The sequence below is a fragment of the Nostoc sp. UHCC 0302 genome (assembly GCF_038096175.1).
Classification (GTDB): domain Bacteria; phylum Cyanobacteriota; class Cyanobacteriia; order Cyanobacteriales; family Nostocaceae; genus UHCC-0302.
The window spans coordinates 4,959,330-4,982,456 of sequence record NZ_CP151099.1 but is presented as its reverse complement, the minus strand read 5'-3'; the positions used below and the strand labels follow the sequence as shown (position 1 = coordinate 4,982,456).

Below are 23,127 nucleotides of genomic sequence, written 5' to 3'. Positions count from 1 at the left end.
AAACTGTCCCTCTCCGAGTCGGAGAGGGACAGACTTGAACTTTTGTTCAAGGCAGGGAGAGGTTTGTCGAATTCACTTTATGTTAGTCCCTTCATAAGGGACTAACATAAAATAAATTATCTAAGGGTACGTTATAACGTCAACCCTAAAAGACAAATAGGTGCGTTACGCCGTCGCCATAACACACCTTACAACCTTGGTTGGATACTTTTTTAATTAGTCAGTACCTAAAATCTCATTTATTGCTGTTACTAAAGTAGTAACATCTACCAATTGCCAGATGTACGTTCATTATAAGGATCACCTGTAAAAGGTTGTACGCCAATAGTTGGATAAGCATCATCAGTAGGGCCGAAAATCCGCATAAAAGCTTCAGAAATATATTGAGTCATACTAGCAAGCATTTTGTAAATAGCCATAATATTAGACTCCTTTTTCCAAGTCACTTTAATTGTGATGTCTATACTCTAATTCTGATATTATTGCCTAACTAAAATTCGCAATATATTGATAATACTTGCAATCTTTTTTCAGTTATCTTTGCAATACTTTATGTTTCCAAAAAATAAATTTTTTTCTATTTTAATTGTACCTTACTATTGTTAATAGTAGTATTCTAACTATTAAAAACTATTAAATTATAGATAATTTTAGTATTAATTTCCCCGCAAATACAAGGTTTTGCCCCATTTTCTGAAAAAGAGCTTGTAGGAATTGACATTATTTATGGTAAAAGTTACCATAAATAGAAGAAGCATTCTTATAAGGAAGCTCTTGCATGACAACTTTCCCAGGTTTGGACTATGTACAGACCAATAATCACCAACAGCGAAGCCTCCAGAACCAGGAGTTAAACCTGACTGTAGATGACTACAGCTTGCTGACTGACCTTTACCAGTTGACGATGGCAGCTTGTTACACAGGCGAAGGTATAGAACAACAACCAGCCAGCTTTGAGTTATCTGTCAGACGCTTGCCTGAAGGTTTTGGTTATTTAATTGCAATGGGGCTAGCACAAGCCTTGGAATATTTGGCAAAATTCCGCTTTAGCCTTTCTCAAATTGCAGCTTTACAGGGAACCGGAATATTTACTCAAGCTAATGATCGCTTTTGGTCACTGTTAGCCCAAGGACAGTTTACCGGAGATGTGTGGGCAGTACCAGAAGGAACAGCTGTATTTGCCAATCAGCCACTGCTACGGGTAGAAGCACCCCTTTGGCAAGCGCAACTGGTAGAAACTTACCTACTGAATACAATCAATTACCAAACTTTAATTGCTACCAAAGCAGCACGATTACGTGATGTAGCGGGAGAGCAAGCAACACTCTTAGAATTTGGCACAAGACGGGCGTTTAGTCCCCAAGCTTCCTTGTGGGCGGCGCGGGCGGCGTTGGCGGGTGGCTTAGATTCAACTTCCAATGTGTTAGCAGCGCTACAACTGGGATATTTGCCAAGTGGTACGATGGCACACGCTTTGGTGATGGCACTGTCAGCAATCGAAGGCTCAGAAGATCAAGCGTTTAGTGCTTTTCATCGACATTTTCCGGGTGCGCCATTGTTGATTGATACTTACGATACCATTGCTGCTGCCCAGCGCTTGGCTGACAAAGTAAATTCCGGGGAAATGAAATTAACAGGAGTGAGGTTAGACTCTGGAGATTTAGTTACTTTATCCAAACAAGTGCGATCGCTTCTTCCTAATGTGCCAATTTTTGCTAGTGGTGACTTGGACGAGTGGGAAATTGCTAGGTTAAAAGCAGCTGAGGCTGATATTGATGGCTATGGATTAGGAACGCGACTAGTTACGGGTTCACCTGTGAATGGAGTCTATAAACTCGTAGAAATTGATGGCATCCCAGTTATGAAACAGTCTAGTGGCAAAATGACTTATCCAGGTCGTAAGCAGATTTTTCGCTCATTTACTGGAAGTACGGTAAAAGCAGATAGGTTGGGATTGGTAAGTGAAAGTCCTCTGGAAGAACAACCTTTGTTGCAGTTGGTGATGAAGGGAGGTAAACAGGTGCAACCCGTGGAGAATTTGATAGCAATTCGCCAACGTACCGCCGCCTCTGTTGCTAGTTTGCCACAAGAAACACGGCGTTTGGATAATCCTGTCACAGTAACGGTGGAGATTTCGGAGGGTTTACGGGAATTAACTGAAGAAACTAAGAAACAAACCGCAAAGGACGCATTCGCGAAGCGTCTGTCTGCGACACGCTGCGCGAACGAAGAGAAGGACGCAAAGTAAGATTATGAGAATTGCCTTATTTGGTACTAGTGCTGATCCACCAACTGCCGGACATCAAGCGATTCTGAGTTGGTTGTCTGAACGTTATGATTGGGTAGCAGTTTGGGCAGCAGATAATCCATTTAAGTCCCATCAAACACTGTTGGAACATCGGGTGGCAATGCTGCAACTGTTGATTGCCAATATGGATGTGCCACAGCACAATGTTGCTTTAGAACAAGAATTGAGTAGCTGGAGAACACTGGAAACAGTAGAGAAAGCGAAACTCCGTTGGGGAACAAATGCTGAGTTGACGTTAATAATCGGTTCAGATTTAATAAATCAGCTGCCGCGTTGGTATCACATTGAAGATTTGTTACAGCAAGTGCAACTACTGATTGTGCCGCGACCAGGATATGCGATAGATGAGTCTAGCTTAGAGGCAGTGCAAAAGCTAGGAGGAAAAATTGCGATCGCCAGCTTGACCGGTCTAGATGTTTCCTCAACAGCATATCGCGAACATGGAGATTCTCAAGCCCTCACCCCCCCTGTAGCTGCCTATATTAATCGAGAGCATTTGTACAAATGCCAGGACGCAACCAAAAAAAGATTTCTACTCCGCTAAACCAACAACCTTTGGCTGATTTCAAAGTTGGTGTTGATAATGTAATTTTTTCTGTAGATACTGCACAGAATCGGCTGTTAGTTCTATTAGTAATGCGACAGCAGGAACCGTTTTTAAATTACTGGAGTCTTCCCGGTACTTTGGTGCGTCGAGGAGAATCTTTAGAGGATGCCGCCTATCGCATCATGGCAGAGAAAATTAAGGTTAACAATCTTTATTTGGAGCAATTGTATACCTTTGGTGGGCCACATCGTGACCCACGAGAAGCAGCCGATAGTTATGATGTGCGCTATCTGTCAGTTAGTTATTTTGCCCTTGTGCGCTTTGAAGAAGCGGAATTGATTGCTGATCGCCTTACTGGAATAGCGTGGTATCCGGTAAAACAAGTTCCACAATTAGCTTTTGACCATAATGAAATTTTGGCTTATGGACACAGGCGTTTACGAAATAAGTTGGAGTATAGTCCGGTAGCTTTTGAAGTCTTGCCAGAAATGTTCACATTGAATGATTTATATCAATTGTACGCCACAGTTTTAGGTGACAATTTTTCTGATTATTCTAATTTTCGGGCGCGTCTACTCAAGTTAGGTTTTTTGTCTGATACCGGAATTAAAGTTTCGCGGGGCGCTGGTCGTCCGGCTAGTTTGTATAAGTTTGATGCTGAAGCTTTTGCCCCTTTAAAAGATAAACCTTTGGTGTTTATTTAAATAAAATGTCCTTTGTCCTTCGTCATTTGTCCTTTGTGAAAACCAATGACCAATGACAAATGACCAATAACCAATGACCAATGACAAAAAAATGAAAATTGCGATCGCTCAAATTAATCCTATAATTGGTGACTTACCAGGAAATGCCCAAATAATCTTAGAAATGGCACAAAGGGCAGCAGCAAAAGGAGTACGTTTGCTGTTAACACCAGAACTTTCTTTGTGTGGCTATCCTCCAAGGGATTTATTACTAAATCCCAGTTTTATCGAAGCGATGGGTATTACATTACAGCAATTAGCGCGAGACTTGCCATCTAATATAGCTGTGTTAGTGGGAACTGTTGAACAACATACAAAAGCCCACGTTACTGGTGGTAAAACTTTATTTAATAGTATAGCTTTGTTAGAAGATGGTAAGGTAAAACAACTTTTTTATAAGCGGCTTTTACCTACTTATGATGTATTTGATGAAAATCGCTATTTTGAAGCAGGGTTACAAGCTAATTATTTAACTCTAGACAATATTCATATTGGCGTAACTATTTGCGAAGATTTATGGAACGATGAAGAATTTTGGGGCAAACGTAGTTATACAGTCAATCCAATTGCCGACTTAACAATTTTGGGTGTAGATTTAATTGTGAATTTATCTGCTTCTCCCTACAGTGTTGGCAAGCAACGTTTTCGGGAAGTAATGCTTAAGCATAGTGCAGTACGTTTTCAACAACCAATTATCTATGCTAACCAGGTAGGCGGGAATGATGACCTAATTTTTGATGGTTGGAGTTTCGCCTTGAATCGTCAAGGTGAAATCGTGTCTCGTGCGCGTGGTTTTGAAACTGATTTGCTTGTAGTCGAATTTGATGAGGTGCAACGAGATTTGCAGTTAGCTTCTATAGCACCTGCATATGAATCTGAAGATGAAGAAATTTGGCACGCTTTAGTTTTGGGAGTGCAAGATTACGCGCAAAAGTGTCGTTTTTCTAAAGTAGTACTGGGTTTAAGTGGAGGGATTGATTCTGCATTAGTAGCTGCGATCGCAGCTGCTGCACTAGGTAAAGAAAACGTCCTCGGTGTTCTCATGCCTTCCCCGTACAGTTCTGAGCATTCTATCACTGATGCTTTGGCATTAGCCGAAAATTTAGGCATTAAAACCAATACCTTACCGATTGGCGAATTAATGCAAGGCTTTGACCATACCTTAGCTGATTTGTTTGCAAATACCGAATTTGGGCTGGCAGAAGAGAATATACAATCCCGAATTCGGGGTAATTTATTAATGGCGATCGCTAATAAATTCGGCTATTTGCTATTGTCTACAGGTAATAAGTCAGAAATGGCAGTCGGTTACTGTACCCTCTACGGTGATATGAATGGCGGTTTAGCGGTAATTGCAGATGTTCCTAAAACCCGCGTTTATTCACTTTGCCATTGGTTAAATCGCTATAGTGAAATTATTCCGCAAAATGTTCTGATAAAAGCACCCAGTGCCGAACTCAAACCAGGTCAAGTAGATCAAGACTCTCTACCGCCTTACGAAATTTTAGATGATATCTTACAACGGTTAATTCATAATCACCAATCAGCAGCACAAATTGCCGCAGCAGGTCACGATCCAGTTATTGTAGACAGAGTTATCCAGATGGTGGCGCGTGCTGAATTTAAGCGGCGGCAAGCACCCCCAGGATTGAAAATCACTGATCGTGCTTTTGGTACTGGCTGGCGAATGCCAATTGCTAGTAACTGGGTTGCTGTTAAAAATGCCTACCAAGCTAAAACTGTACCGGCTCCTACTTTAGCCTATTCGGATGGACAAGATGCTCATCCGCGAATCAAATAATTATTTGTAGTCTGTATATAGCAGTATAAACAAGAATCCCGTTTTCTTAGAGAAAGCGGGATTTTAAAACTTTCAATTCTCAAAAATCAAATAGAATAGGCAATTTTTAGTACTTATTACCAATAGTAAAAATTATAGCTATTTTTAATAGTAAAAATTTTAACAAAATTTAGTGCATAGTGTATAATTTTAAACAACACGAATGTTCAAATAACCTTTGTACCTAGAGTAAGTAAATGAAAGCAGGTGCATCATGAAACTACAAGATTTTTTGGGAAAACAGGAGAAATGGGGATTTGAGGCGATCGCTAAAGACCCAGAATTAGCTCGTCAGATTCAGGTACTTTTAATTGGTTTAGGTCTCCTCGACCCTCCTGCTGATGACAAGTTTGGGCCGATTTCTACGGCTGCCCTCAAAAAATTTCAAGAATTAAAAAAGACTGGAGAAAGTGAATTTCTAGGAGCAGTCACAGCTAAAGAGCTGATTGAAACAAAACCAGAGGATCTACCTAAACCCCCTTTAAAACTAGGTAATGATATTGCCAGCAAGATTGTGAAATATATGCAGGCAAAAAATTATCAGATATTCACTAGTCCTAGAGAATACAACATTGTTTATCTAGAAGGAGTTAATGAAAATTGGAGTCTCAATAGTGATACACCTAATCAATTTAATGACCGACGGATTGTTATTGAAGTAGTAGAAGGTGTTCCCAAAATTGTGAATCACTGGCAAGCTACTACCGAACCTGGAAAATATTATACTTATAATCCAATGAATCCTGGAGGCGCTGCCAGAATTAAGTTTGGGCAATACAAATCTTGGGCAGTTGGCTACCACGGTAATGCAGAACGTCACGAAGCATTAGTGCAAGTTGCACCAATCACTGTTCACAGAGATTTCAACAAAGACTTTCAACGGACTGGTGACAAACTTGATACAGGTCTTTTCCAAGTTAATCAACACTGGGGCTATGATGCTCCGGCAAATGATATTAAAAATGCCAGTGCAGGCTGTTTAGTAGGGCGTAGGCGCGAGGGACACCGAGAGTTCATGGCGATAATTAAACAAGACCGCCGTTATTTAGCTAATAACGATTATGTGTTCTACACTACTGTTATTCCTGGGGATGATTTATTGAAGACATTCCCTGGATAATTCGTGATTCGTAATCCGTAATTCGTAATTCGTAATTAAGAGTTACTAAAAAAATATTGCCTTGAATGCTTTATCACCTTTTACTTGTAATAAGCAAGAACCTCGTTGTCTTAATGACAACGAGGTTCTAAAACTTTTACCTTTCACAAATTCAACAGGGTTGCTTTAGCCATTAATTACTAATTACTTTGGCACTTTTGCCTGCGTTTCATCGACCAACCAATAGCACCAGCAACCAATGTACCAATTATAGTCAATGGTTCTGGCACTTTTTTAACATAGCCATCTACGACATTTATTGCGTAATATGGTGCATACTCTTGAGGTACATAATATGGTTTTCGGAATTCGTCAAAATATGATTCCGGCGTAATATTTCCGATAAAATTTGGCTGATTTAAGAACAAATTCAAAGAGTTTGTGCCTATTGATGATTGAGGTAATCTTCTGTCGTCAAAAGCGAAGTCAAACTTTATTAAACTGCTGTCACTAAAATTACTAATGCTGACACTACCAGTTTCAAATTGAGGGTCAGGATATTCACTTCGGAAAGTTAAAATATTTCTCCCTGTAGAGCTAAATACTTGTACTGACCACCCTGTGACGTTAAATCCATTTGTCGGATTTGTATCATCTATTTCTACTGTCCCATCAAAAAAACCATTTTCTACGTCCACAATAGGATCATTTCTACTAGAAGTAAGTTTATCTGCAAATTTCCCGTAAATTTTGAATTGTGCTGCATCAGCAGGTACATGACCCAAAATACTCATAATGGCAAGTCCTAAGACAGTAGCAGTACTTGTCATGAATAATGGTTTCCTCAGTAGAATAGTCATGATGAGAAAGGTTTATGTGAATATTATTTACCTGTACTATACTTACTTGGTCACCATCTAGCAAGAAGGCGATACTCTTTCAGAGTCACTTCGTGAACGCTTCTGATACCGTTTCACTTTAAGGTTGATACCGTGAAATGGTATGACACAATAAATCTTGCTATGAGTAATCAATTTGTTTAAGCTAAGCGATCAATGACTGCTGCTGTCTTACTAGAAAATGTCCACAAGTTTTATAACAACGTCCCTGTTGTAAATGACCTTTCATTCACAATTGAAGCGGGGGAGATATTTGCTTTACTTGGCCCCAACGGTGCAGGTAAATCAACCACAATTCGGATGCTGACTACGCTAACCAAACCATCTCAAGGAAAGATAGAAGTAGCCGGATATGATGTAGTTAGCCAACCAATATTGGCAAAACAGAGTATTGGCGTAGTTTTGCAGCAAACCAGTGTAGATGCTGATTTAACTGTATGGGAAAATATGGAGTTGCATGGGAGACTACATCATATAGCCAACCCGCAGCGACAGCGACTAATTAATCAATGGCTAGAGTATGTTGAGCTAGCAGAGAGATGCAATGATTTGGTAAAAACTCTGTCTGGTGGGATGAAACGACGTTTACAGATAGCGAGAGCTTTACTACATCAACCGCAAATTCTATTTTTAGATGAACCAACTGTAGGACTAGACCCCCAAACCAGGCGACGCCTTTGGGAAATTATTCGAGATTTAAATAAACAGGGGATGACGATGCTACTGACGACTCATTACATGGATGAAGTCGAATTTTTGTGCGATGCCTTTGGCTCAGCTAAACCAGGACGCATTGGGATTATGGATAACGGCAAACTGATTTCTTTGGGAACTCTCAAACAGTTGCGCTCTGCTCACGGTGAAGGTTTAGTGACGAAGCAATTAGGTGTTACTGAAACGGGGAGTGATGGCGCACGTCACTGGGAATATCTATTTTTCCCTTCTCTAGAAGAAGCAAACATTTACTTGAATGAACAGCCCGATAAAACCGGAATGATGGTGCGTCCCTCTAACCTGGAAGATATTTTTGTGGAATTAACGGGACGCCAGTTAGATTAATATCATCTGCCTAACTGTCGCAGCATGGTTTCTACCCTTTCTACACCATCTGGGTCATTGCGTCGTTTGTATAAATCACGAGCTTTTTGCAGCAAGCTACTGGCTTGTTTGGTTTGTCGTCGCTGTTTATACATCGTTCCCATTAATTCGTAAGTCTGAGCATTGTTCTTATCTAGGTTCATTGCCTGTTCGTATGCCCAGGAAGCTGCATTATAGTCTCCCAAACGGGATTGCGTTACACCTAACCCTAAATAGGCATTGACGTTGTTACGGTTTAATTGTATTGCACGACGGTAACCTTCTTTCGCGCCAGCAGTGTCGCCCAAATTCGCTTTGATATAACCTACCGCGTAGTAAAAATCACTGTTGTTAGGATTGATGGCAATAGCACGACGATAAGCGCCTAGCGCCGCCTGATAGTTTCCTTGTTGAGCGTATAAATAGCCAATACCAGAATAAATTTTGGCATTTTTAGGAGCTATGGTGGCTGCTTGTTGATAAACTGCGATCGCACCACTGTAATCGCCAGTATCTACTAATCTTTTTCCTTCCTCTAGCAGTTGCTTTAACTCTGGGTTTCTAGCTTGCACCAACAACACCTGGGCCTGAGCGGTTGGAGGTATGGTGACGCCAAAACATCCTAATAAAAGAACGCTTAATACTAATGATTTCGTTTTGTACACAGTAATTTTCCTGAACTTTTGATTAATTTTTCTTGTACATTAAAACAAAAATATTGTTTTTTGAAAACTGTATTTCTTCGCATTTGTAAATGTTAATTATTCATTTCTTTTTTAACCTTCCTCCACAGCACTATAGTTCAGAGTTTTTACTGAAATATAAAGTCTTAAGTATAAATAATCAAGTATATTCTACAATGTAAATCAGGTTTAGCCAAAAAGACACCTGATTTAGTAAGTAGTTATACTTGTGAACTTGGCAAAGCCGATAAGTATCTACTTAATGTTAAATAAGCAAAATGCCGATCATTGAAAGCCACAACATCCATACCTGTTTATTATTTAACTAGATAATTAGCTAACTTTGTATTTTAATTTCTACCACCTTTTTCAATATTTATGCTTCAAGCTTATTTTGGTATTACACGATAAGATAAACTCAAAAAGAAAAATGTTCCTTGAAATCATAGTCTCTGCTCAGGACAACGATAAAAGTTAGAATCTATTTGTACTATCAATCTAAAATCATGTTAGATAGTATTTACAGAACCAATAACAGGCTCTAAAAGTCAAACCTCCCAAGCGAGGATTGATTGAGCTTTGCTAACTTACACACAGGTAAGTCTGAGCATAAACTTCCTTAAGCTAGGGCTTAGGAGCAAGTAAATTTTGATTATCTAACTAAGTCCGTATACAGGATAACTGCTGACAGGTTAGCAATTAGCTTGCCTGAGTCATCAGGGTATTTTATTAACAGCTTAGGAATAACTAGCAACTTAATTTTATACCAAATTTTTTAAGTATCTATATATTGTTTCAGGAGTATAGTAACGATAGGAAACACCTTGTGAGGTATGTCGTAATTACGAATTGGTATTATACACTAGGAGCCTAATTTATTTATGATTTTAACTACCACTGATGTGATTCAAGGAGCCGTAATTGATTCATATTTAGGTATTGTGACAGCAGAAGTAGTATACGGTAGCAATTTTTTGCGAGATTTTTTGGCTAGCATTCGAGATATTATTGGTGGACGCACCGGTAGCTATGAGCGTTTATTTGAGCAGGGTCAACGGAAGGCGCTAGAAGAATTAGAACAACGCGCACAACGTTTAGGAGCTAATGCTGTAATCGGTATTGAAATTGATACTGGCACAATCAATATTGACCAGTCAGGAGTTTTATTGTTGATTACTGCTACAGGCACTGCTGTAAGAATGCGTTAGTTTTTTTCTCGTTTAATAACTACTTTTTTATAGTCTTTGACTAATACTACCTTTCCGCATTATCTACTAATTAATACAAGAATTAAAACCAGTTTTTTACGGTATTTAATGCTTAAATTCAAATGTAAAAAATTCTCTGAATAAAATATATAAAATATAAAGATAAGCTAAATTATATTTAAATTTGTTAAACTCCTTTGTTATTACTAAAGATAGAGTTAGTAACTCACTCTATTGATGGATATTAAAATTTATGGTTCCCCATTTAAATTTAAACATAAGCATGAATATACCTGAAGAATAAATTTTGCTGAAACAGCAACGGAGAAGATAAGCTATGTCATACGTAAATAGAACAGGCAATGATGTTATTAGTAATGAGCCTGTGGTAGCCGGTAGAGTAGCTGATTATCATGATCGTGTACGCTGGGGGCCAATAATTTCTGGTTTGTTGATCGCCTTAGCAACTCAATTAATCTTGAGCGCTATAATCGGTGCGATCGCAGCAGGCGCAGTTGAAGGTTCGGGTAGACCCAGAACAATTGCTCCTAATGCTGCTGGTAATGCGGGGCTTTGGTCAACCATCGCCTTGTTGATTTCTTTATTTACTGGTGGTTGGATTACAGCCCGTGCTTGTGGCCCAATGAATCGCAATACAGCGCTTCTGAACGGCGCAATTCTTTGGGCTACGACTTTAGCAGTTAGTTCGTGGCTATTCGCAAGTGGAGTATCTGGTGCTTTTGGTGTTGCTGCTTCCAACGCAGGGGAAGTTATAAATCAAGTACAGCAGCAAGGTGGTGCAGCAAGCATACCGCAAGCTAATGTAAGCGCTCAGCAAACCCGCGAAATTGCAGCAAATGTACGTTCAGGATTGTGGTGGTTTGTGTTCGGTTCCTTACTAGCTTTGGTAGCCTCAATGATTGGAGCTGTAGCTGGAACTCGCAGTCCTAGAGCTAACAACTACAATACTTAAAAAATTGTGATCTAACAAATCGAATGTCATTAATTTTAAAAGCACCTTTTTAGGTGCTTTTTGTTTATTAATTAATGTTAATGTTCACATTGTCAAATTAATTACGCTAGTGTTTATTACAGCTTCACCACTTCAGATATGAAGCTTCAATTCCTTGCTCACGTCTAATTTTACCGTCTTTTTCAAACCAGGCAATTACTTGCTGTGTTGTCAAATCTTCAATGGCAATATCATAATCTTGGGCAATATGCTTCAAAAGCTTAAGTGATGAAATTGTCAATCTTGTCAAAAACTTTTCTGAGGAAGACAACAAAGCTGCATCTACTTTTGCTGACTCTTCTAGGCTTAAAAATTGTGTTGAAGGTTGCTGTGATGGAAAATCCATAAATAATTCGTAATTCGTAATACTTCTCTACGAGAGGCTCCGCCCTAAGCGCAGCTATGCCGCAGGCTTTACGGCTACGCTCAGTACAAGTTCGTAATTCGTAATTAAGACATATTACAAAAAGCTTAATGTAATTGCTTTAAATAATTTAACTTTGATTACTTTCAGTTATAGCTGATTGGTAAAACCCATTACGGCTTAGCTATTACCCCTAGCCTAGACTGAATGTGAGTACAAATTTATTTATTTGTTGCAATTTTGCTTTCGAGCTTGAACCAAATAGCCACAACGATGTTCGCCATTAATAATCCAGTGGGTACGCTCTACCGTACAATCTGGTAGAACAGCGGCAAACATTTCTAATTCATGACCGCAGATGCTAGGAAAAGACTCGGCAACATTGGAAATGGCGCAGTTATGCTCTATGAAGATATAGCGATCGCCCACAGTATTCACAGAATCACCATTTGAAGAGTCATTCGAGTCTACAGCGTGATACTCTGCCATAAATCCTTCAGCTTTTCTGAGTTCGACTAAGTTAGCGACACGTTCTTGCAGCGAACCGTTACCGAGGCGATCGCGATATTCTTCTGCTTTCCTCTCCCACTGTTTTCGTAAAATCGATTTAAATTGATCATGCCCTACTGTTTCTGCTAAGGTATCCAACAGCGAAACAGCAAAGTCACTGTGTCGATCACCGAAGCGTTCGCTGACTGTCCGTTGCAGGCGATCGCGTCCCTGACGGCTCAGTTGATAAAGGTGCTGCGGCCTCCCCATCCCTCGAACTTCAGATCGCCCAGAAGCAGCACTTTGAATTTTCTCGGTTGGTGCTGTTGATGAGTACAAAACTAGCTCCTCCGCCTCCAAATCCTTGAGATGACGACGAATTGCTTGGGGACTGACATCTAAAACTGCGGCTAGCTCAAAAGCCGTTGCTTGTGAGTGTTTCAGGAGATACTCTAGAATATCTTGCTTGGTTGAGGACTGGTGAGTAGTCGCCATCTTCTCTACAAAGACGCTTCGCGAACGTCCCAAAAATTTCTTTGAAAATTTGACTTTGACAACATTGTTGTTGTTAATTTAGCGTAAAATGAAGATATATTAAACAACGAAGATGTTGTTTTACTCTCCACATACATTCTAACAGCCGTGTAACCACTCCGTAATATGAGATGGGAATCGGCTAAAGATAAAAGCCCGTCTCCCATCCTAGAGAGATTTAACCGAACACAAGAGATTATTACCGATGAGTGCCACTGTCAAAACCTTAGTCAACCAACCCTACAAGTACGGCTTTGTCACTGACATTGAGTCCGACACTATTGAGCGTGGACTAAACGAGGACGTTATCCGCTTGATCTCCTCCAAGAAGAACGAGCCGGAATTCATGCTGGAGTTTCGCCTCAAAGCGTATCGCCAGTGGCAAAAAATGACAGAACCGACTTGGCCTAGTGTCAAGTATCCACCAATAAATTATCAGGATATCATTTATTACTCTGCGCCAAAACGCAAGAAAGAGAAACTAAACAGCTTAGACGAAGTTGATCCTACCCTCCTAGAAACCTTTGAAAAGCTAGGCATTTCCCTCTCTGAACAAAAGCGTTTGGCAAACGTCGCTGTAGATGCGATTTTCGATAGCGTCTCTGTCGCTACTACCTTTAAGGAAAAGTTAGCTAAAGATGGCGTTATCTTCTGCTCAATTTCGGAAGCATTACAAGAACACCCAGAACTGGTAAAAAAATACCTGGGTAGCGTCGTTCCTATAGCTGACAACTACTTTGCTGCTTTGAACGCCGCCGTCTTCAGTGATGGTTCCTTCGTCTACATTCCCAAAGGCGTCAAATGCCCGATGGAACTATCTACTTACTTCCGCATCAACTCTGGCGATACGGGACAATTCGAGCGGACTTTGATTGTCGCCGAAGAAGGTAGCTATGTTTCTTATCTAGAAGGTTGCACCGCACCAATGTACGATAGCAACCAACTCCACGCCGCTGTCGTGGAACTTGTTGCCCTCGACAATGCCGAAATTAAATACTCCACCGTGCAGAACTGGTACGCTGGAGATGCTAACGGTAAAGGCGGTATTTACAACTTCGTCACCAAGCGCGGTTTGTGCCAAGGCGTAAATTCCAAGATTTCCTGGACTCAAGTAGAAACAGGTTCAGCAATTACTTGGAAGTATCCCAGCTGCGTATTGGTAGGTGATAACTCTGTGGGTGAATTCTACTCGGTGGCGCTGACAAATCATATGCAGCAAGCCGATACTGGCTCGAAGATGATTCACGTTGGTAAGAATACTCGCAGTACGATTATTTCTAAAGGAATCTCCGCAGGTAAATCCAGCAACAGCTACCGGGGTTTGGTGAAAATCAACCCGACTGCTAAAGGCGCAAGAAACTATTCGCAGTGTGACTCAATGCTGATTGGGGATAATGCCCACGCGAATACTTTCCCCTATATCCAAGTGCAGAACAGTACTGCCAAGGTGGAGCATGAAGCTTCCACTTCTAAGATTGGAGAAGATCAACTATTCTACTTTGCTCAACGGGGCATTTCGTCAGAAGATGCTATTTCAATGATGATTAGTGGCTTCTGTAAAGATGTTTTCAATCAGCTACCGATGGAGTTTGCTGTAGAAGCTGATAAGTTGTTGAGCCTGAAGTTAGAAGGCAGCGTTGGGTAATGTTGATGGTTTACCTTTGTGTCTTTTTGTCTTGATGGTGAAGTTAACCACAAAAGCATCAAGACACAAACAATGAAGAGATGGGAGAGAGAATATGATTATTGAAAATAGTGAAGTTGTGCTGTCAGTAAGAAATTTGACGGCTACTGTTGATGGGACGCCGATTCTCAAGGGTGTGAATTTGGAAGTACGCTCTGGAGAAATCCATGCAATTATGGGGCCGAATGGTTCTGGTAAGAGTACTTTCTCCAAGGTGCTGGCTGGACATCCAGCGTATGAGGTGACTGGCGGCGAGGTAATTTTCCAAGGGCAAAATCTGCTGGAATTAGAACCAGAAGAACGGGCAAGAAGTGGTGTATTTTTGGCTTTTCAGTATCCCTTAGAAATTCCCGGTGTCAGCAATTTAGATTTCTTGCGGGTGGCGTATAATTCCCGGCTGAAGGCACAAGGTTTAGAAGAAATAGACGCCTTTGATTTTGACGATTTGATTGAAGAAAAGCTGGAAGTGGTAAAGATGAATCCTGCTTTTCTCAGTCGGAGTTTGAATGAAGGGTTTTCTGGTGGTGAAAAGAAGCGGAATGAAATTCTGCAAATGGCGCTGCTAGAACCGAAGTTAGCAATTTTGGATGAGACAGATTCTGGTTTGGATATTGACGCTCTCAGAATTGTGGCTAATGGAGTAAATCAACTGGCAAGTCCTGAAAATGCCACAATCTTGATTACCCACTACCAGCGATTACTCGATTATATTGTGCCAGACTTCGTTCATGTGATGGCAAACGGGCAGATTATCAATAGTGGCGGTAAGGAACTGGCGCTAGAGTTGGAGTCTCGTGGTTATGACTGGGTACTGGCAGAATTTGCGGCTGAGGTGGGTGTGTAATGTCTATTCAAATATCTCCTAGTCCCATTCCTAACTCGGATGCAGTGAGTTTGACATCTTCTCTTTTAGATAGAGATGATTATCTGACTGGATTGTTAAATCAGGTAAGCGCAACCAAAACAGAGGGTTGGTTGCAGGAATTACGCCAAGGTGCTGCTAATTGGGTACGTCACTCAACTATCCCGACTACCCGCGAGGAAGAATGGCGATTTACTGATTTGTCATCTCTGCGACAGCTGCAATTAAATGTAGAGACGCAATTAATACCAGTTGATATTTCTTCGCTAACTCTACCAGAAGCGGCTAATAGTCGTTTGGTGTTTGTTAATGGCGTTTATGCACCAGAGTTATCCGCATTTGCAGATTTGTCACCTGGAATTGCGGTAAGTAATTTAACAGCTTTGTCTGTAGATGAGCAGGAGCAAGTACAACAGTATTTAGCTCAATCTGAGGGAGCGCAAGAAGTGTTTACGGCTCTCAATACGGCTGGGATAACTGATGCAGCAGTAGTATGGGTGACGAAGAATATTGTTGTTGAGACGCCAATTCATCTGCTGTTTATTTCGGTTGGCGAGACGCCGACGATTTCGCAGCCGCGTTGTTTGGTAGTGGCGGAAGGTGGTTCGCAAGTAAGTTTGATTGAAGAGTATACTAACCGCAGAGGCGCAAAGAGCGCAGAGGCAGAGAGGGTTTACCTCACTAATGCGGTTACGGAAATTTGGATTGGTGATAATGCCCAAGTAAGTCATACTAGGGTTGAGCGGGAAGGTGCAGCGGCTTTTCATATTGGAAAAACTGCTGTGGCTCAGGCTCGTGATAGCCGATATACCTGTCATGCGATTACTTTAGGCGGTAAGTTATCGCGGCATAATTTAGAGATTTTGCAAACTGGTGAGCAAACCCAAACTACTCTCAATGGGTTGACGATGATTTCGGGTAAGCAGGTAGCAGATACTCATAGCGCGATCGCCCTGAATCATCCGCATGGTACAAGTAAGCAATTGCATAAATGTATTGTCGGCGATCGCGCTCATGCAGTCTTTAATGGTAAAGTATTTGTTCCCAAACCAGCGCAGTTGACAGATGCAAGGCAGTTAAATCGCAATTTGCTACTATCATCTAAAGCCAGAGTTGACACCAAACCCCAATTAGAAATTACTGCCGATAATGTGAAATGCGCTCACGGTGCAACCGTCAGCCAGTTGGAGGATGATGAAATCTTCTATCTGCAAAGTCGGGGTATTGATGAAAACGATGCTCGTAAGTTGTTGATTAATGCCTTTGCTGCTGAAATTATCAACGAAATACCAGTATCATCTCTCAGAGAGATATTACTAACCACAGTCAATAGTCTCAAGTCTTTGACTCTTGACTCTTGACTTTTGACTCTTGACTTATTACTAATTACCAATGACTTTTACCCGTACAAGAACCCTTGCTGATGAAGTTCGCGCTGACTTTCCGATATTGCATCAGGAAGTCAACGGTAAGCCCTTAGTTTACCTTGATAACGCGGCGACATCACAAAAACCTTTACTCGTATTAAACGCTCTGCGGAATTACTACGAACAGTACAACGCTAATGTGCATCGAGGCGCTCATAGTCTCAGCGCTAAAGCTACCGATGCTTATGAAGGTGCTAGAGATAAAGTAGCCAAATTTATTAATGCTGCATCACGTCAGGAAATTATTTACACCCGCAACGCAAGTGAGGCGATTAACTTAGTCGCTTACAGTTGGGGAATGAACAATTTGCAGCCGGGAGATGAAATTATTCTGTCGGTGATGGAACACCACAGTAATATTGTGCCGTGGCAATTTGTAGCCCAAAAAACTGGTGCAGTGTTGAAATTTGTTGAACTAACACCAGAAGAAACTTTTGATTTAGAACAGTTTAAAAACCTGATTTCTGACAAAACAAAACTGGTTTCAGTAGTTCATATTTCTAATGCTTTGGGTTGTATTAACCCAGTGCAAGAAATTGGTGCGATCGCTCACAGATACGGTGCGAAATTCTTAGTTGATGCTTGTCAAAGTGTTCCCCATTTTCCTGTTGATGTCCAAGAAATAGATTGTGATTGGTTGGTAGCTTCTGGGCATAAAATGTGCGCTCCAACTGGCATAGGATTTCTCTATGGCAAGTTGGAATTGTTGGAATCGATGCCACCATTTTTTGGTGGTGGAGAAATGATTGCAGAGGTGTTTTTAGACCATTCTACCTATGCAGAATTACCGCATAAGTTTGAAGCTGGTACACCTGCAATTGGGGAAGCGATCGCTCTTGGTGCAGCGGTAGATTATCTGACTAACATAGGTATGGATAAAATCCACGCCTACGAAGCAGAATTAACCGCTTATTTGTTCCAACAATTAGAGCAAATTCCCCAAATTCGGATTTACGGCCCCAAACCAAACGCTAAAGGAGAAGGGAGAGCTGCATTAGCTACATTCACAGCCGCAGATGTCCATGCTAACGACTTATCTACATTATTAGATCAAGAAGGCGTTGCAATTCGTTCAGGACATCACTGTACTCAACCATTACATCGCTATTTAGGGCTTGCTGCCACCGCACGAGCAAGTTTATCTTTCTACAATACTCGTGAAGAAATTGATGTTTTCATCAAAGCGTTGAAGGACACACTTGACTTTTTTGCTGGTTTCGCAGGTTAAATATAGACAATGTTTAGATACTGATTGTGCCAGTTCCTATTACTTGTAACTGGCACAATTTATATATACAGATTATTTGCAGGAGGCACTAAAGTGTCTTATAGCGACTTCACTTTAGATAAAGTTAGAAAAACCTTTGGCTTAACCATTTCTGACAAAGTTGATATATTTGCATCTTTCCCAGAAATAGAATGTCCAACATTACTAGCAGAAATATTAAAAGAGAATGTCCCTTTAGCTCTAGCGAGTAATACAGAAAAATCCCGATCAGAAATGATTATTGCACCTATTTTAATAGCTGTTAGAAAATATTTAAACAATCAAATAAGCTTATTTTCAGGTATTGATTTTACAGTTGATCCTGCACAAGGATTAAATGGAAATTGCGATTTTATTATTAGCCTTTCCCCAGAATTACTAATTGTTAATGCACCTGTAATTACGATTGTAGAAGCTAAAAAAGAAAATATTAATGCTGGATTAGGTCAGTGTGTAGCAGAAATGCTAGGAGCTAAATTGTTTAATGAACGTGAAGAAAATAACATTCAGACAATTTATGGCACTGTTACCACTGGCACTAACTGGAAGTTTCTCAAGCTTATTGGGCAAGTAGTTGAAATTGACTTAAGTGAATATTATATTAATGACATAGGTAAAATTTTAGGAATTTTATCTAGTATCCTGACAGAATAAGTACTTTAACTAAATCTAAAAATTGAAGATAGAAAGCTAAAGCGGCGAATTTTGTGGCGGGATATAAATCTCCCTTACAAAACTTAATTACGTTAGCGTAGCGGTAGTGAGTCTGCGAACGTCATTACGAATTATTATAATATGCTTGTCAAGTCAACGCCTGCTGAACAAAGAACAGTGCTACATAACATTAGCTGGGAAACCTTTGAAGCCTTACTACAACAAACACAGGAGCAATTGATGTTCTAACTGAAAAGGAGATTATAGAAGTCAAGAGTGTTAAAAATTGGATTCACGGAGTAGGTCAATTGATGATTCGTGGTCAAGACTACCCTCAGCATTCAAAGCGATTACATCTGTTTGGTAAATTCAGTAATAAAAGTAGAACTACGCAATATTTGCAATTAAAAAATCTACAATTAATACAGAAGTATTGTATTCCTCTTAGCATTACAGTTACCTGGGAAGAGTAGTCAGACAGTGACCGCATACTAAACTCCTTAAATGCTAATTCACAGATAATCGCTCCCCACAAAATCAACTCAAAGAATCTGGATCTATCCCTAACCTTCGCAATTCTTCCGCCAGCCTTTGAGCGCGTTGTTCAGCAGTTGCAGCGCGTTGTTCGGCAGCGCTAGCCCGTTCCTCCGGCGTTAAATATCTCATCCCTTGCTCGTCATACCAATACAACCAATCCCGCGTAATTCCCTGATAGGTTCCCCGTTCATAACCAATTGCTAAACCTATCTCTGGTAACCAAATTATATTTCCTGGCTGCAATACATATTCACCATTTATAAACCGATAAACTTCTAAAGGTGGTTTTCTACGGCGTTGGGGATTGTAGACAACATAATACAAAATCTCCATCTCAGCATAAAGTTTCTTTTTGCTAGTGTATTCCCCACGCCGTCTGTGAGAAACAACTTCTAATGCCATAATCGGCATCACTTTTTCTTCCCACAGCACATAACTTAAGCGCAAGTTCTCATCAAAAACTCGCTCGACTCCCAAACTTAAAAACCCATCGGGTACAATCGGCGGTAATTCGGGATCGTAATATATCCCCATATCAACCCCAAAAAACCAATCCATGCGGCTTACCCATAACCAAGCTAGGATGGCTTCTAGCAAGCCAGGAATCAAATGTTGTAGTTGGTTATCTACAGGTTCATCGTCAGAGTCGGGCAAGTCCTCAGCGGAGGGTAAGCAGGGCAATGGGTTGTAATTTAACATAGTGGGGTGATGGCGCGAAGCGCCCGCTAGAAGCTAACGCAGACTCATAATATTAATGATATCTATCCACCTCTGACTTTTTCTTGCGATAATTCCCAAGGGGGACGCGCTTCCCAATGCTTAGTTAAAGGGGGATAGATGACAATCAAACGGTTGCTTTTAATTTTAATGACACTGGTAGCGATCGGTTCTTCCGGTTGGTCTTTGTTCAGCAGTTGGCAAGAACCTCAGTTCCAAAGTCGCCTGGAACTCTACCAAACAAATATTGGGCTGCAAGCGCAAGCATGGCAACCTGAAGATAGCAACGACAAAAATTTGCAAGGAATTCAAGAAGCAATACTGGGCGATAAACCGCTGGAAAATGCTACAAAGCAGTATCAGGAAGCGCGGAAATCGGTTCAAACTAATTTGGACAAAGCCAAAAACCAACTAGCAACACTGCGTTCTCAACCCCAGACAATTCCTATATCTCCTAAACCTTTACCAGAAGCCCCTCCCGCTACTAATACCTCCCGCGAAGTACAGCAAAAAAAGATTCAGCAGTCACTTCAACAACTGCAAAAATTGCTGGGTGAGTTAGATTTACGACTGGGAATTTTACAAGCACAGCAAGGACAGACAGATACAGCTTTCAAGACTTGGACGGACTTGCAGCAACGTTCAGATATCAATCCCGAATTTGGGGAAACTGCTGCTGCATTGCGTGGACTGTGGAGTAATCCGGCTCGTCTTCTACCCAATGCTCAGCAACTGATTCAAAAAAATTTAGAAGGTTGGTTTCGCTCTACTGCATTGGTTCAACTATACCAACTCCAGCAACGTCAAGAAGCTCTATTAGAAGTTAAAGCCACAGCACAAGAAGCTGCAACCCAAGCTTTGTGGAAATTAGCAATTATTGGCACTATCCCGACGTTGACAGCTTTCATTGGGCTGATGCTGCTAATTTTTTTGGTTGGTCAGTTTATGGTAAAGGGAAAAGCCGCTTTATTAGCTCAAAATGCTGATGTGCCTTGGTCAACACCTTGGGACGTGGAAACGATTTTACAGGTTTTTGTCCTGGGCTTTTTCTTGATGGGGCAACTTTTTGTACCCTTGCTATTATCGGTGATCCCCATCCCGCGTCCTGCTGGTAATGTGCGAATTCAGGCTGTTTATGTATTAATCAGTTACCTCCTAGTGGCTTCAGGTGCGCTGTTGGTTCTGTATTACTCTATTAAGCGCTTTTTCCCACTACCAGAATTCTGGTTTCGCTTCCGTTTTCAAGATAAGTGGTTTTTGTGGGGATTCGGTGGCTATTGTGCGGCATTACCGATAGTTGTGATCGTGTCGTTGATTAATCAACAACTATGGCAAGGACAAGGTGGTAGTAATCCACTATTACAACTGGCACTGGAAAGCCAAGATAGTGTAGCACTTGGGATATTTTTCTCTACAGCGGCGATCGCAGCCCCATTGTTTGAAGAACTTCTGTTTCGCGGCTTTTTATTACCCTCTATAACTCGTTACCTACCTGTGTGGGGAGCAATTTTGGTAAGTAGTTTGTTATTTGCGATCGCTCACCTGAGTCTGTCGGAAATTCTGCCACTGACAGCCCTGGGTATTGTCTTAGGCGTAGTTTACACGCGATCGCGCAACCTCTTGGCTCCTATGCTCCTCCATAGTCTCTGGAATAGTGGTACGCTACTGAGTCTTTTCCTTTTAGGCAAAAGTAACGGATAATACTCAATCGGTACGGTTGCTAATAATAAAAATATTTGATTCTATCTCCATATGTAGAGACAATTTACTGATGATTATTTAATAATCAGCATAAATGAATGCTGTACTGGCGCTAAATATGCTAGTGGCGAAAGCAACTCAAACAGTGCTGTTAAATAGATAAAAACTATCTAATTAAGCATTTAGTCTCATCTTTCTTTAATTTAGCCATTTTGGGGATATTAATTGTCTTCCCAATCCGATTGCGTCTTGAAGCATTCGGGTTACAAACTATGTTTGCACTTACAAAAGTGCAGATGATAACTCAGTATGGGTTACTTAAAGATATGGAAGATGCCTCTTGCCTATCTGATGTTTGTATTACGCAGACAACTTAACCTCAAGGTTGCTACAATTCTGATAAAAATTCCGGAAGTAATACTGATGAACTTGTAAACAGTGGCAGACCATAGCAGCTTTTACCAATTATTGCAGTTAATTCTTTTCAAGAAGAAAGTCTTACCTGAAAATCTGTAAAACTGCTTAAGCAAGGTTTGCGCTTAAATTCCTAACAAACCTAACAATCTCATTAGGGAAGTGAGAGATTTTCAAGTTATCTTGGATACTCTATTCTGTAGCATCCTTCCAGTGTTAACTCTGACAGAGACGCACACTGGTTGAAGACGTTTATTGTCGAATATGCTTCGCCTGAAACAAAGTAAAAATATATCTCAGAAAGTAAATATATTTAATTACTTTTATTACATTAAAAACTTTAATTCTATACCTTAGTTATCCCAGGAGCAGCACTCATATGGCAAATCTCAACCCTAGTCACCCTACTAAACAACTTCTAGCTGGGTACTGTGGCATTATTTTGGGTGGTTTCGGAGTTCACAAATTTATTCTCGGATACACTACAGAAGGCTTAATTATGTTGTTAATTTCTGTAGTTGGAGGTTCTTTCACCTATGGCTTTGCCCTGATAATTATGCAACTTGTAGGTTTGATTGAAGGCATGATCTACTTGAATAAAGATCATGAAGAATTCGTTGATACCTACTTCGTCAAGAAGCAAGGCTGGTTCTAGTGGAAGAAGGCAAGGAGATGACGGAGATGAGGAGCAGGGGGAAGAAATAACTCTTGCACCAATTCTCTCAAATCCGGTAAAAAATTTTAACCCCCAAACCAAGTTAAATCTGACGCTTCTTAATTACGAATTACGAATTATTTTAATAATATGCTTTCCCTTAAACCTAAACAGGTTACCTGGGCGATGTTGCTCTTACTGGGCTTAGGTTATTTTAGTGCGATGTCTCATTTAGAAATTAACTATTTCTTGAAAAGCCTGATCTTTACTATGCCAATCCAGCTTGGAGCGGTTATCTATGTGACTTATCAGCGCTGGAGCGATCGCCAAAACTCAACTTAGTACGATAAATTAATAAAATTAATATAGTTGACGTTCAGTCGTAGTTCCAGATTTAGCCTACGCT

At 40.6% G+C, this 23,127-nt stretch carries 22 protein-coding genes and 1 pseudogene; 17 read left to right on the top strand and 6 right to left on the bottom strand.

The genetic code is table 11. The features are described from left to right. Positions 1-266: 266 nt before the first annotated feature. Positions 267-419 (bottom strand): nicotinate phosphoribosyltransferase, encoded by a 153-nt coding sequence (locus WKK05_RS21555; protein WP_341525129.1) that lies wholly within the window; start codon positions 417-419, stop codon positions 267-269. Positions 420-778: 359 nt separating this feature from the next. Here WKK05_RS21555 and WKK05_RS21550 point away from each other — a divergent pair, with 359 nt between their 5' ends. The 5 genes from WKK05_RS21550 (at position 779) to WKK05_RS21530 (ending at position 6,558) form a co-directional block, all read left to right on the top strand. Then, entirely contained in the window at positions 779-2,248 is a 1,470-nt protein-coding gene (locus tag WKK05_RS21550) for a nicotinate phosphoribosyltransferase (RefSeq protein WP_341525128.1), read from the top strand. A gap of 4 nt (positions 2,249-2,252) precedes the next feature. Further along, on the top strand, positions 2,253-2,852 hold the full coding sequence (locus tag WKK05_RS21545) for a nicotinate-nucleotide adenylyltransferase (protein WP_341525127.1): 600 nt from the start codon (positions 2,253-2,255) through the stop codon (positions 2,850-2,852). Next, positions 2,813-3,559, top strand: coding sequence for an NUDIX domain-containing protein (locus WKK05_RS21540; RefSeq protein WP_341525126.1), 747 nt, complete (start codon positions 2,813-2,815; stop codon positions 3,557-3,559). The genes WKK05_RS21545 and WKK05_RS21540 overlap by 40 nt, the downstream gene beginning before the upstream one ends. A 91-nt stretch (positions 3,560-3,650) precedes the next feature. Beyond that, positions 3,651-5,399 (top strand): NAD+ synthase, encoded by a 1,749-nt coding sequence (locus tag WKK05_RS21535; protein ID WP_341531150.1) that lies wholly within the window; start codon positions 3,651-3,653, stop codon positions 5,397-5,399. Positions 5,400-5,652: 253 nt separating this feature from the next. Continuing rightward, positions 5,653-6,558: a peptidoglycan-binding domain-containing protein gene (locus WKK05_RS21530; RefSeq protein WP_341525125.1), complete on the top strand. Its 906-nt coding sequence runs from the start codon at positions 5,653-5,655 to the stop codon at positions 6,556-6,558. A 179-nt stretch (positions 6,559-6,737) separates the two neighbouring features. On the opposite strand, the gene WKK05_RS21525 is transcribed toward WKK05_RS21530, so the two are convergent. Next, a complete protein-coding gene (locus WKK05_RS21525) occupies positions 6,738-7,367 on the bottom strand; it encodes a PEP-CTERM sorting domain-containing protein (protein ID WP_341525124.1) in 630 nt (209 codons plus the stop codon). Positions 7,368-7,592: 225 nt separating this feature from the next. Between WKK05_RS21525 and WKK05_RS21520 the strand changes: the two genes are divergently transcribed. After that, positions 7,593-8,495, top strand: a complete 903-nt coding sequence (locus tag WKK05_RS21520) for an ABC transporter ATP-binding protein (protein ID WP_341525123.1) — start codon at positions 7,593-7,595, stop codon at positions 8,493-8,495. A 2-nt stretch (positions 8,496-8,497) separates the two neighbouring features. Here WKK05_RS21520 and WKK05_RS21515 read toward each other — a convergent pair whose 3' ends face one another. Beyond that, a complete protein-coding gene (locus WKK05_RS21515) occupies positions 8,498-9,178 on the bottom strand; it encodes a tetratricopeptide repeat protein (protein WP_341525122.1) in 681 nt (226 codons plus the stop codon). 899 nt (positions 9,179-10,077) lie between these two features. Here WKK05_RS21515 and WKK05_RS21510 point away from each other — a divergent pair. Both WKK05_RS21510 and WKK05_RS21505 read left to right on the top strand, forming a co-directional pair. Beyond that, positions 10,078-10,404 (top strand): YbjQ family protein, encoded by a 327-nt coding sequence (locus tag WKK05_RS21510; protein ID WP_341525121.1) that lies wholly within the window; start codon positions 10,078-10,080, stop codon positions 10,402-10,404. Positions 10,405-10,741: 337 nt separating this feature from the next. After that, complete coding sequence (locus tag WKK05_RS21505; protein ID WP_341525120.1) at positions 10,742-11,377, top strand: hypothetical protein; 636 nt, start codon at positions 10,742-10,744, stop codon at positions 11,375-11,377. A gap of 124 nt (positions 11,378-11,501) precedes the next feature. Here the strand turns inward: WKK05_RS21505 and WKK05_RS21500 are convergent, their stop codons facing one another. Beyond that, positions 11,502-11,762 carry a hypothetical protein gene (locus WKK05_RS21500; RefSeq protein WP_341525119.1) on the bottom strand — a complete coding sequence of 87 codons (261 nt, stop codon included), beginning with the start codon at positions 11,760-11,762 and terminating at the stop codon, positions 11,502-11,504. Positions 11,763-12,005: 243 nt separating this feature from the next. Beyond that, positions 12,006-12,764 (bottom strand): iron-sulfur cluster biosynthesis transcriptional regulator SufR, encoded by a 759-nt coding sequence (gene sufR / locus WKK05_RS21495; protein WP_341525118.1) that lies wholly within the window; start codon positions 12,762-12,764, stop codon positions 12,006-12,008. Positions 12,765-13,008: 244 nt separating this feature from the next. Between sufR and sufB the strand changes: the two genes are divergently transcribed. The 6 genes and pseudogenes from sufB to WKK05_RS21465 form a co-directional block, all read left to right on the top strand. Next, a complete protein-coding gene (gene sufB / locus WKK05_RS21490; protein WP_341525117.1) occupies positions 13,009-14,448 on the top strand; it encodes a Fe-S cluster assembly protein SufB in 1,440 nt (479 codons plus the stop codon). Positions 14,449-14,542: 94 nt separating this feature from the next. After that, the gene (gene sufC, locus WKK05_RS21485; RefSeq protein WP_341525115.1) at positions 14,543-15,331 is read left to right on the top strand and encodes a Fe-S cluster assembly ATPase SufC; all 789 of its coding nucleotides are present in this window, start codon (positions 14,543-14,545) and stop codon (positions 15,329-15,331) included. Further along, positions 15,331-16,710 carry a Fe-S cluster assembly protein SufD gene (gene sufD, locus WKK05_RS21480; RefSeq protein ID WP_341525114.1) on the top strand — a complete coding sequence of 460 codons (1,380 nt, stop codon included), beginning with the start codon at positions 15,331-15,333 and terminating at the stop codon, positions 16,708-16,710. The genes sufC and sufD overlap by 1 nt, the downstream gene beginning before the upstream one ends. Before the next feature lie 31 nt (positions 16,711-16,741). Beyond that, entirely contained in the window at positions 16,742-18,004 is a 1,263-nt protein-coding gene (locus WKK05_RS21475) for a cysteine desulfurase (protein WP_341525113.1), read from the top strand. A gap of 93 nt (positions 18,005-18,097) precedes the next feature. Next, positions 18,098-18,697: a hypothetical protein gene (locus WKK05_RS21470; RefSeq protein ID WP_341525112.1), complete on the top strand. Its 600-nt coding sequence runs from the start codon at positions 18,098-18,100 to the stop codon at positions 18,695-18,697. 141 nt (positions 18,698-18,838) lie between these two features. Beyond that, positions 18,839-18,931, top strand: a pseudogene (locus WKK05_RS21465) (Uma2 family endonuclease); the annotation flags it as partial. A gap of 303 nt (positions 18,932-19,234) precedes the next feature. Here WKK05_RS21465 and WKK05_RS21460 read toward each other — a convergent pair. After that, positions 19,235-19,933 (bottom strand): Uma2 family endonuclease, encoded by a 699-nt coding sequence (locus tag WKK05_RS21460; protein ID WP_341525111.1) that lies wholly within the window; start codon positions 19,931-19,933, stop codon positions 19,235-19,237. 138 nt (positions 19,934-20,071) lie between these two features. Between WKK05_RS21460 and WKK05_RS21455 the strand changes: the two genes are divergently transcribed. The 3 genes from WKK05_RS21455 to WKK05_RS21445 all read left to right on the top strand — a co-directional run bounded on the left by WKK05_RS21455 (position 20,072) and on the right by WKK05_RS21445 (position 23,063). Continuing rightward, positions 20,072-21,652, top strand: a complete 1,581-nt coding sequence (locus tag WKK05_RS21455) for a lysostaphin resistance A-like protein (RefSeq protein WP_341525110.1) — start codon at positions 20,072-20,074, stop codon at positions 21,650-21,652. Positions 21,653-22,445: 793 nt separating this feature from the next. Further along, complete coding sequence (locus WKK05_RS21450; RefSeq protein ID WP_341525109.1) at positions 22,446-22,721, top strand: NINE protein; 276 nt, start codon at positions 22,446-22,448, stop codon at positions 22,719-22,721. Positions 22,722-22,871: 150 nt separating this feature from the next. Continuing rightward, positions 22,872-23,063, top strand: a complete 192-nt coding sequence (locus tag WKK05_RS21445; protein ID WP_341525108.1) for a hypothetical protein — start codon at positions 22,872-22,874, stop codon at positions 23,061-23,063. Positions 23,064-23,127: the final 64 nt, after the last annotated feature.

Coding starts and splice junctions, on each gene's coding strand:
- WKK05_RS21505 (WP_341525120.1), top strand. CDS start 10,742: ATGTCATACGTAAATAGAACAGGCAATGATGTTATTAGTAATGAGCCT.
- sufB (WP_341525117.1), top strand. CDS start 13,009: ATGAGTGCCACTGTCAAAACCTTAGTCAACCAACCCTACAAGTACGGC.
- WKK05_RS21520 (WP_341525123.1), top strand. CDS start 7,593: ATGACTGCTGCTGTCTTACTAGAAAATGTCCACAAGTTTTATAACAAC.
- WKK05_RS21550 (WP_341525128.1), top strand. CDS start 779: ATGACAACTTTCCCAGGTTTGGACTATGTACAGACCAATAATCACCAA.
- sufC (WP_341525115.1), top strand. CDS start 14,543: ATGATTATTGAAAATAGTGAAGTTGTGCTGTCAGTAAGAAATTTGACG.
- WKK05_RS21530 (WP_341525125.1), top strand. CDS start 5,653: ATGAAACTACAAGATTTTTTGGGAAAACAGGAGAAATGGGGATTTGAG.
- WKK05_RS21540 (WP_341525126.1), top strand. CDS start 2,813: ATGCCAGGACGCAACCAAAAAAAGATTTCTACTCCGCTAAACCAACAA.
- WKK05_RS21460 (WP_341525111.1), bottom strand. CDS start 19,933: ATGTTAAATTACAACCCATTGCCCTGCTTACCCTCCGCTGAGGACTTG.
- WKK05_RS21500 (WP_341525119.1), bottom strand. CDS start 11,762: ATGGATTTTCCATCACAGCAACCTTCAACACAATTTTTAAGCCTAGAA.
- WKK05_RS21450 (WP_341525109.1), top strand. CDS start 22,446: ATGGCAAATCTCAACCCTAGTCACCCTACTAAACAACTTCTAGCTGGG.
- WKK05_RS21525 (WP_341525124.1), bottom strand. CDS start 7,367: ATGACAAGTACTGCTACTGTCTTAGGACTTGCCATTATGAGTATTTTG.
- WKK05_RS21555 (WP_341525129.1), bottom strand. CDS start 419: ATGGCTATTTACAAAATGCTTGCTAGTATGACTCAATATATTTCTGAA.
- WKK05_RS21535 (WP_341531150.1), top strand. CDS start 3,651: ATGAAAATTGCGATCGCTCAAATTAATCCTATAATTGGTGACTTACCA.
- WKK05_RS21445 (WP_341525108.1), top strand. CDS start 22,872: ATGCTTTCCCTTAAACCTAAACAGGTTACCTGGGCGATGTTGCTCTTA.
- sufR (WP_341525118.1), bottom strand. CDS start 12,764: ATGGCGACTACTCACCAGTCCTCAACCAAGCAAGATATTCTAGAGTAT.
- sufD (WP_341525114.1), top strand. CDS start 15,331: ATGTCTATTCAAATATCTCCTAGTCCCATTCCTAACTCGGATGCAGTG.
- WKK05_RS21510 (WP_341525121.1), top strand. CDS start 10,078: ATGATTTTAACTACCACTGATGTGATTCAAGGAGCCGTAATTGATTCA.
- WKK05_RS21455 (WP_341525110.1), top strand. CDS start 20,072: ATGACAATCAAACGGTTGCTTTTAATTTTAATGACACTGGTAGCGATC.
- WKK05_RS21545 (WP_341525127.1), top strand. CDS start 2,253: ATGAGAATTGCCTTATTTGGTACTAGTGCTGATCCACCAACTGCCGGA.
- WKK05_RS21475 (WP_341525113.1), top strand. CDS start 16,742: ATGACTTTTACCCGTACAAGAACCCTTGCTGATGAAGTTCGCGCTGAC.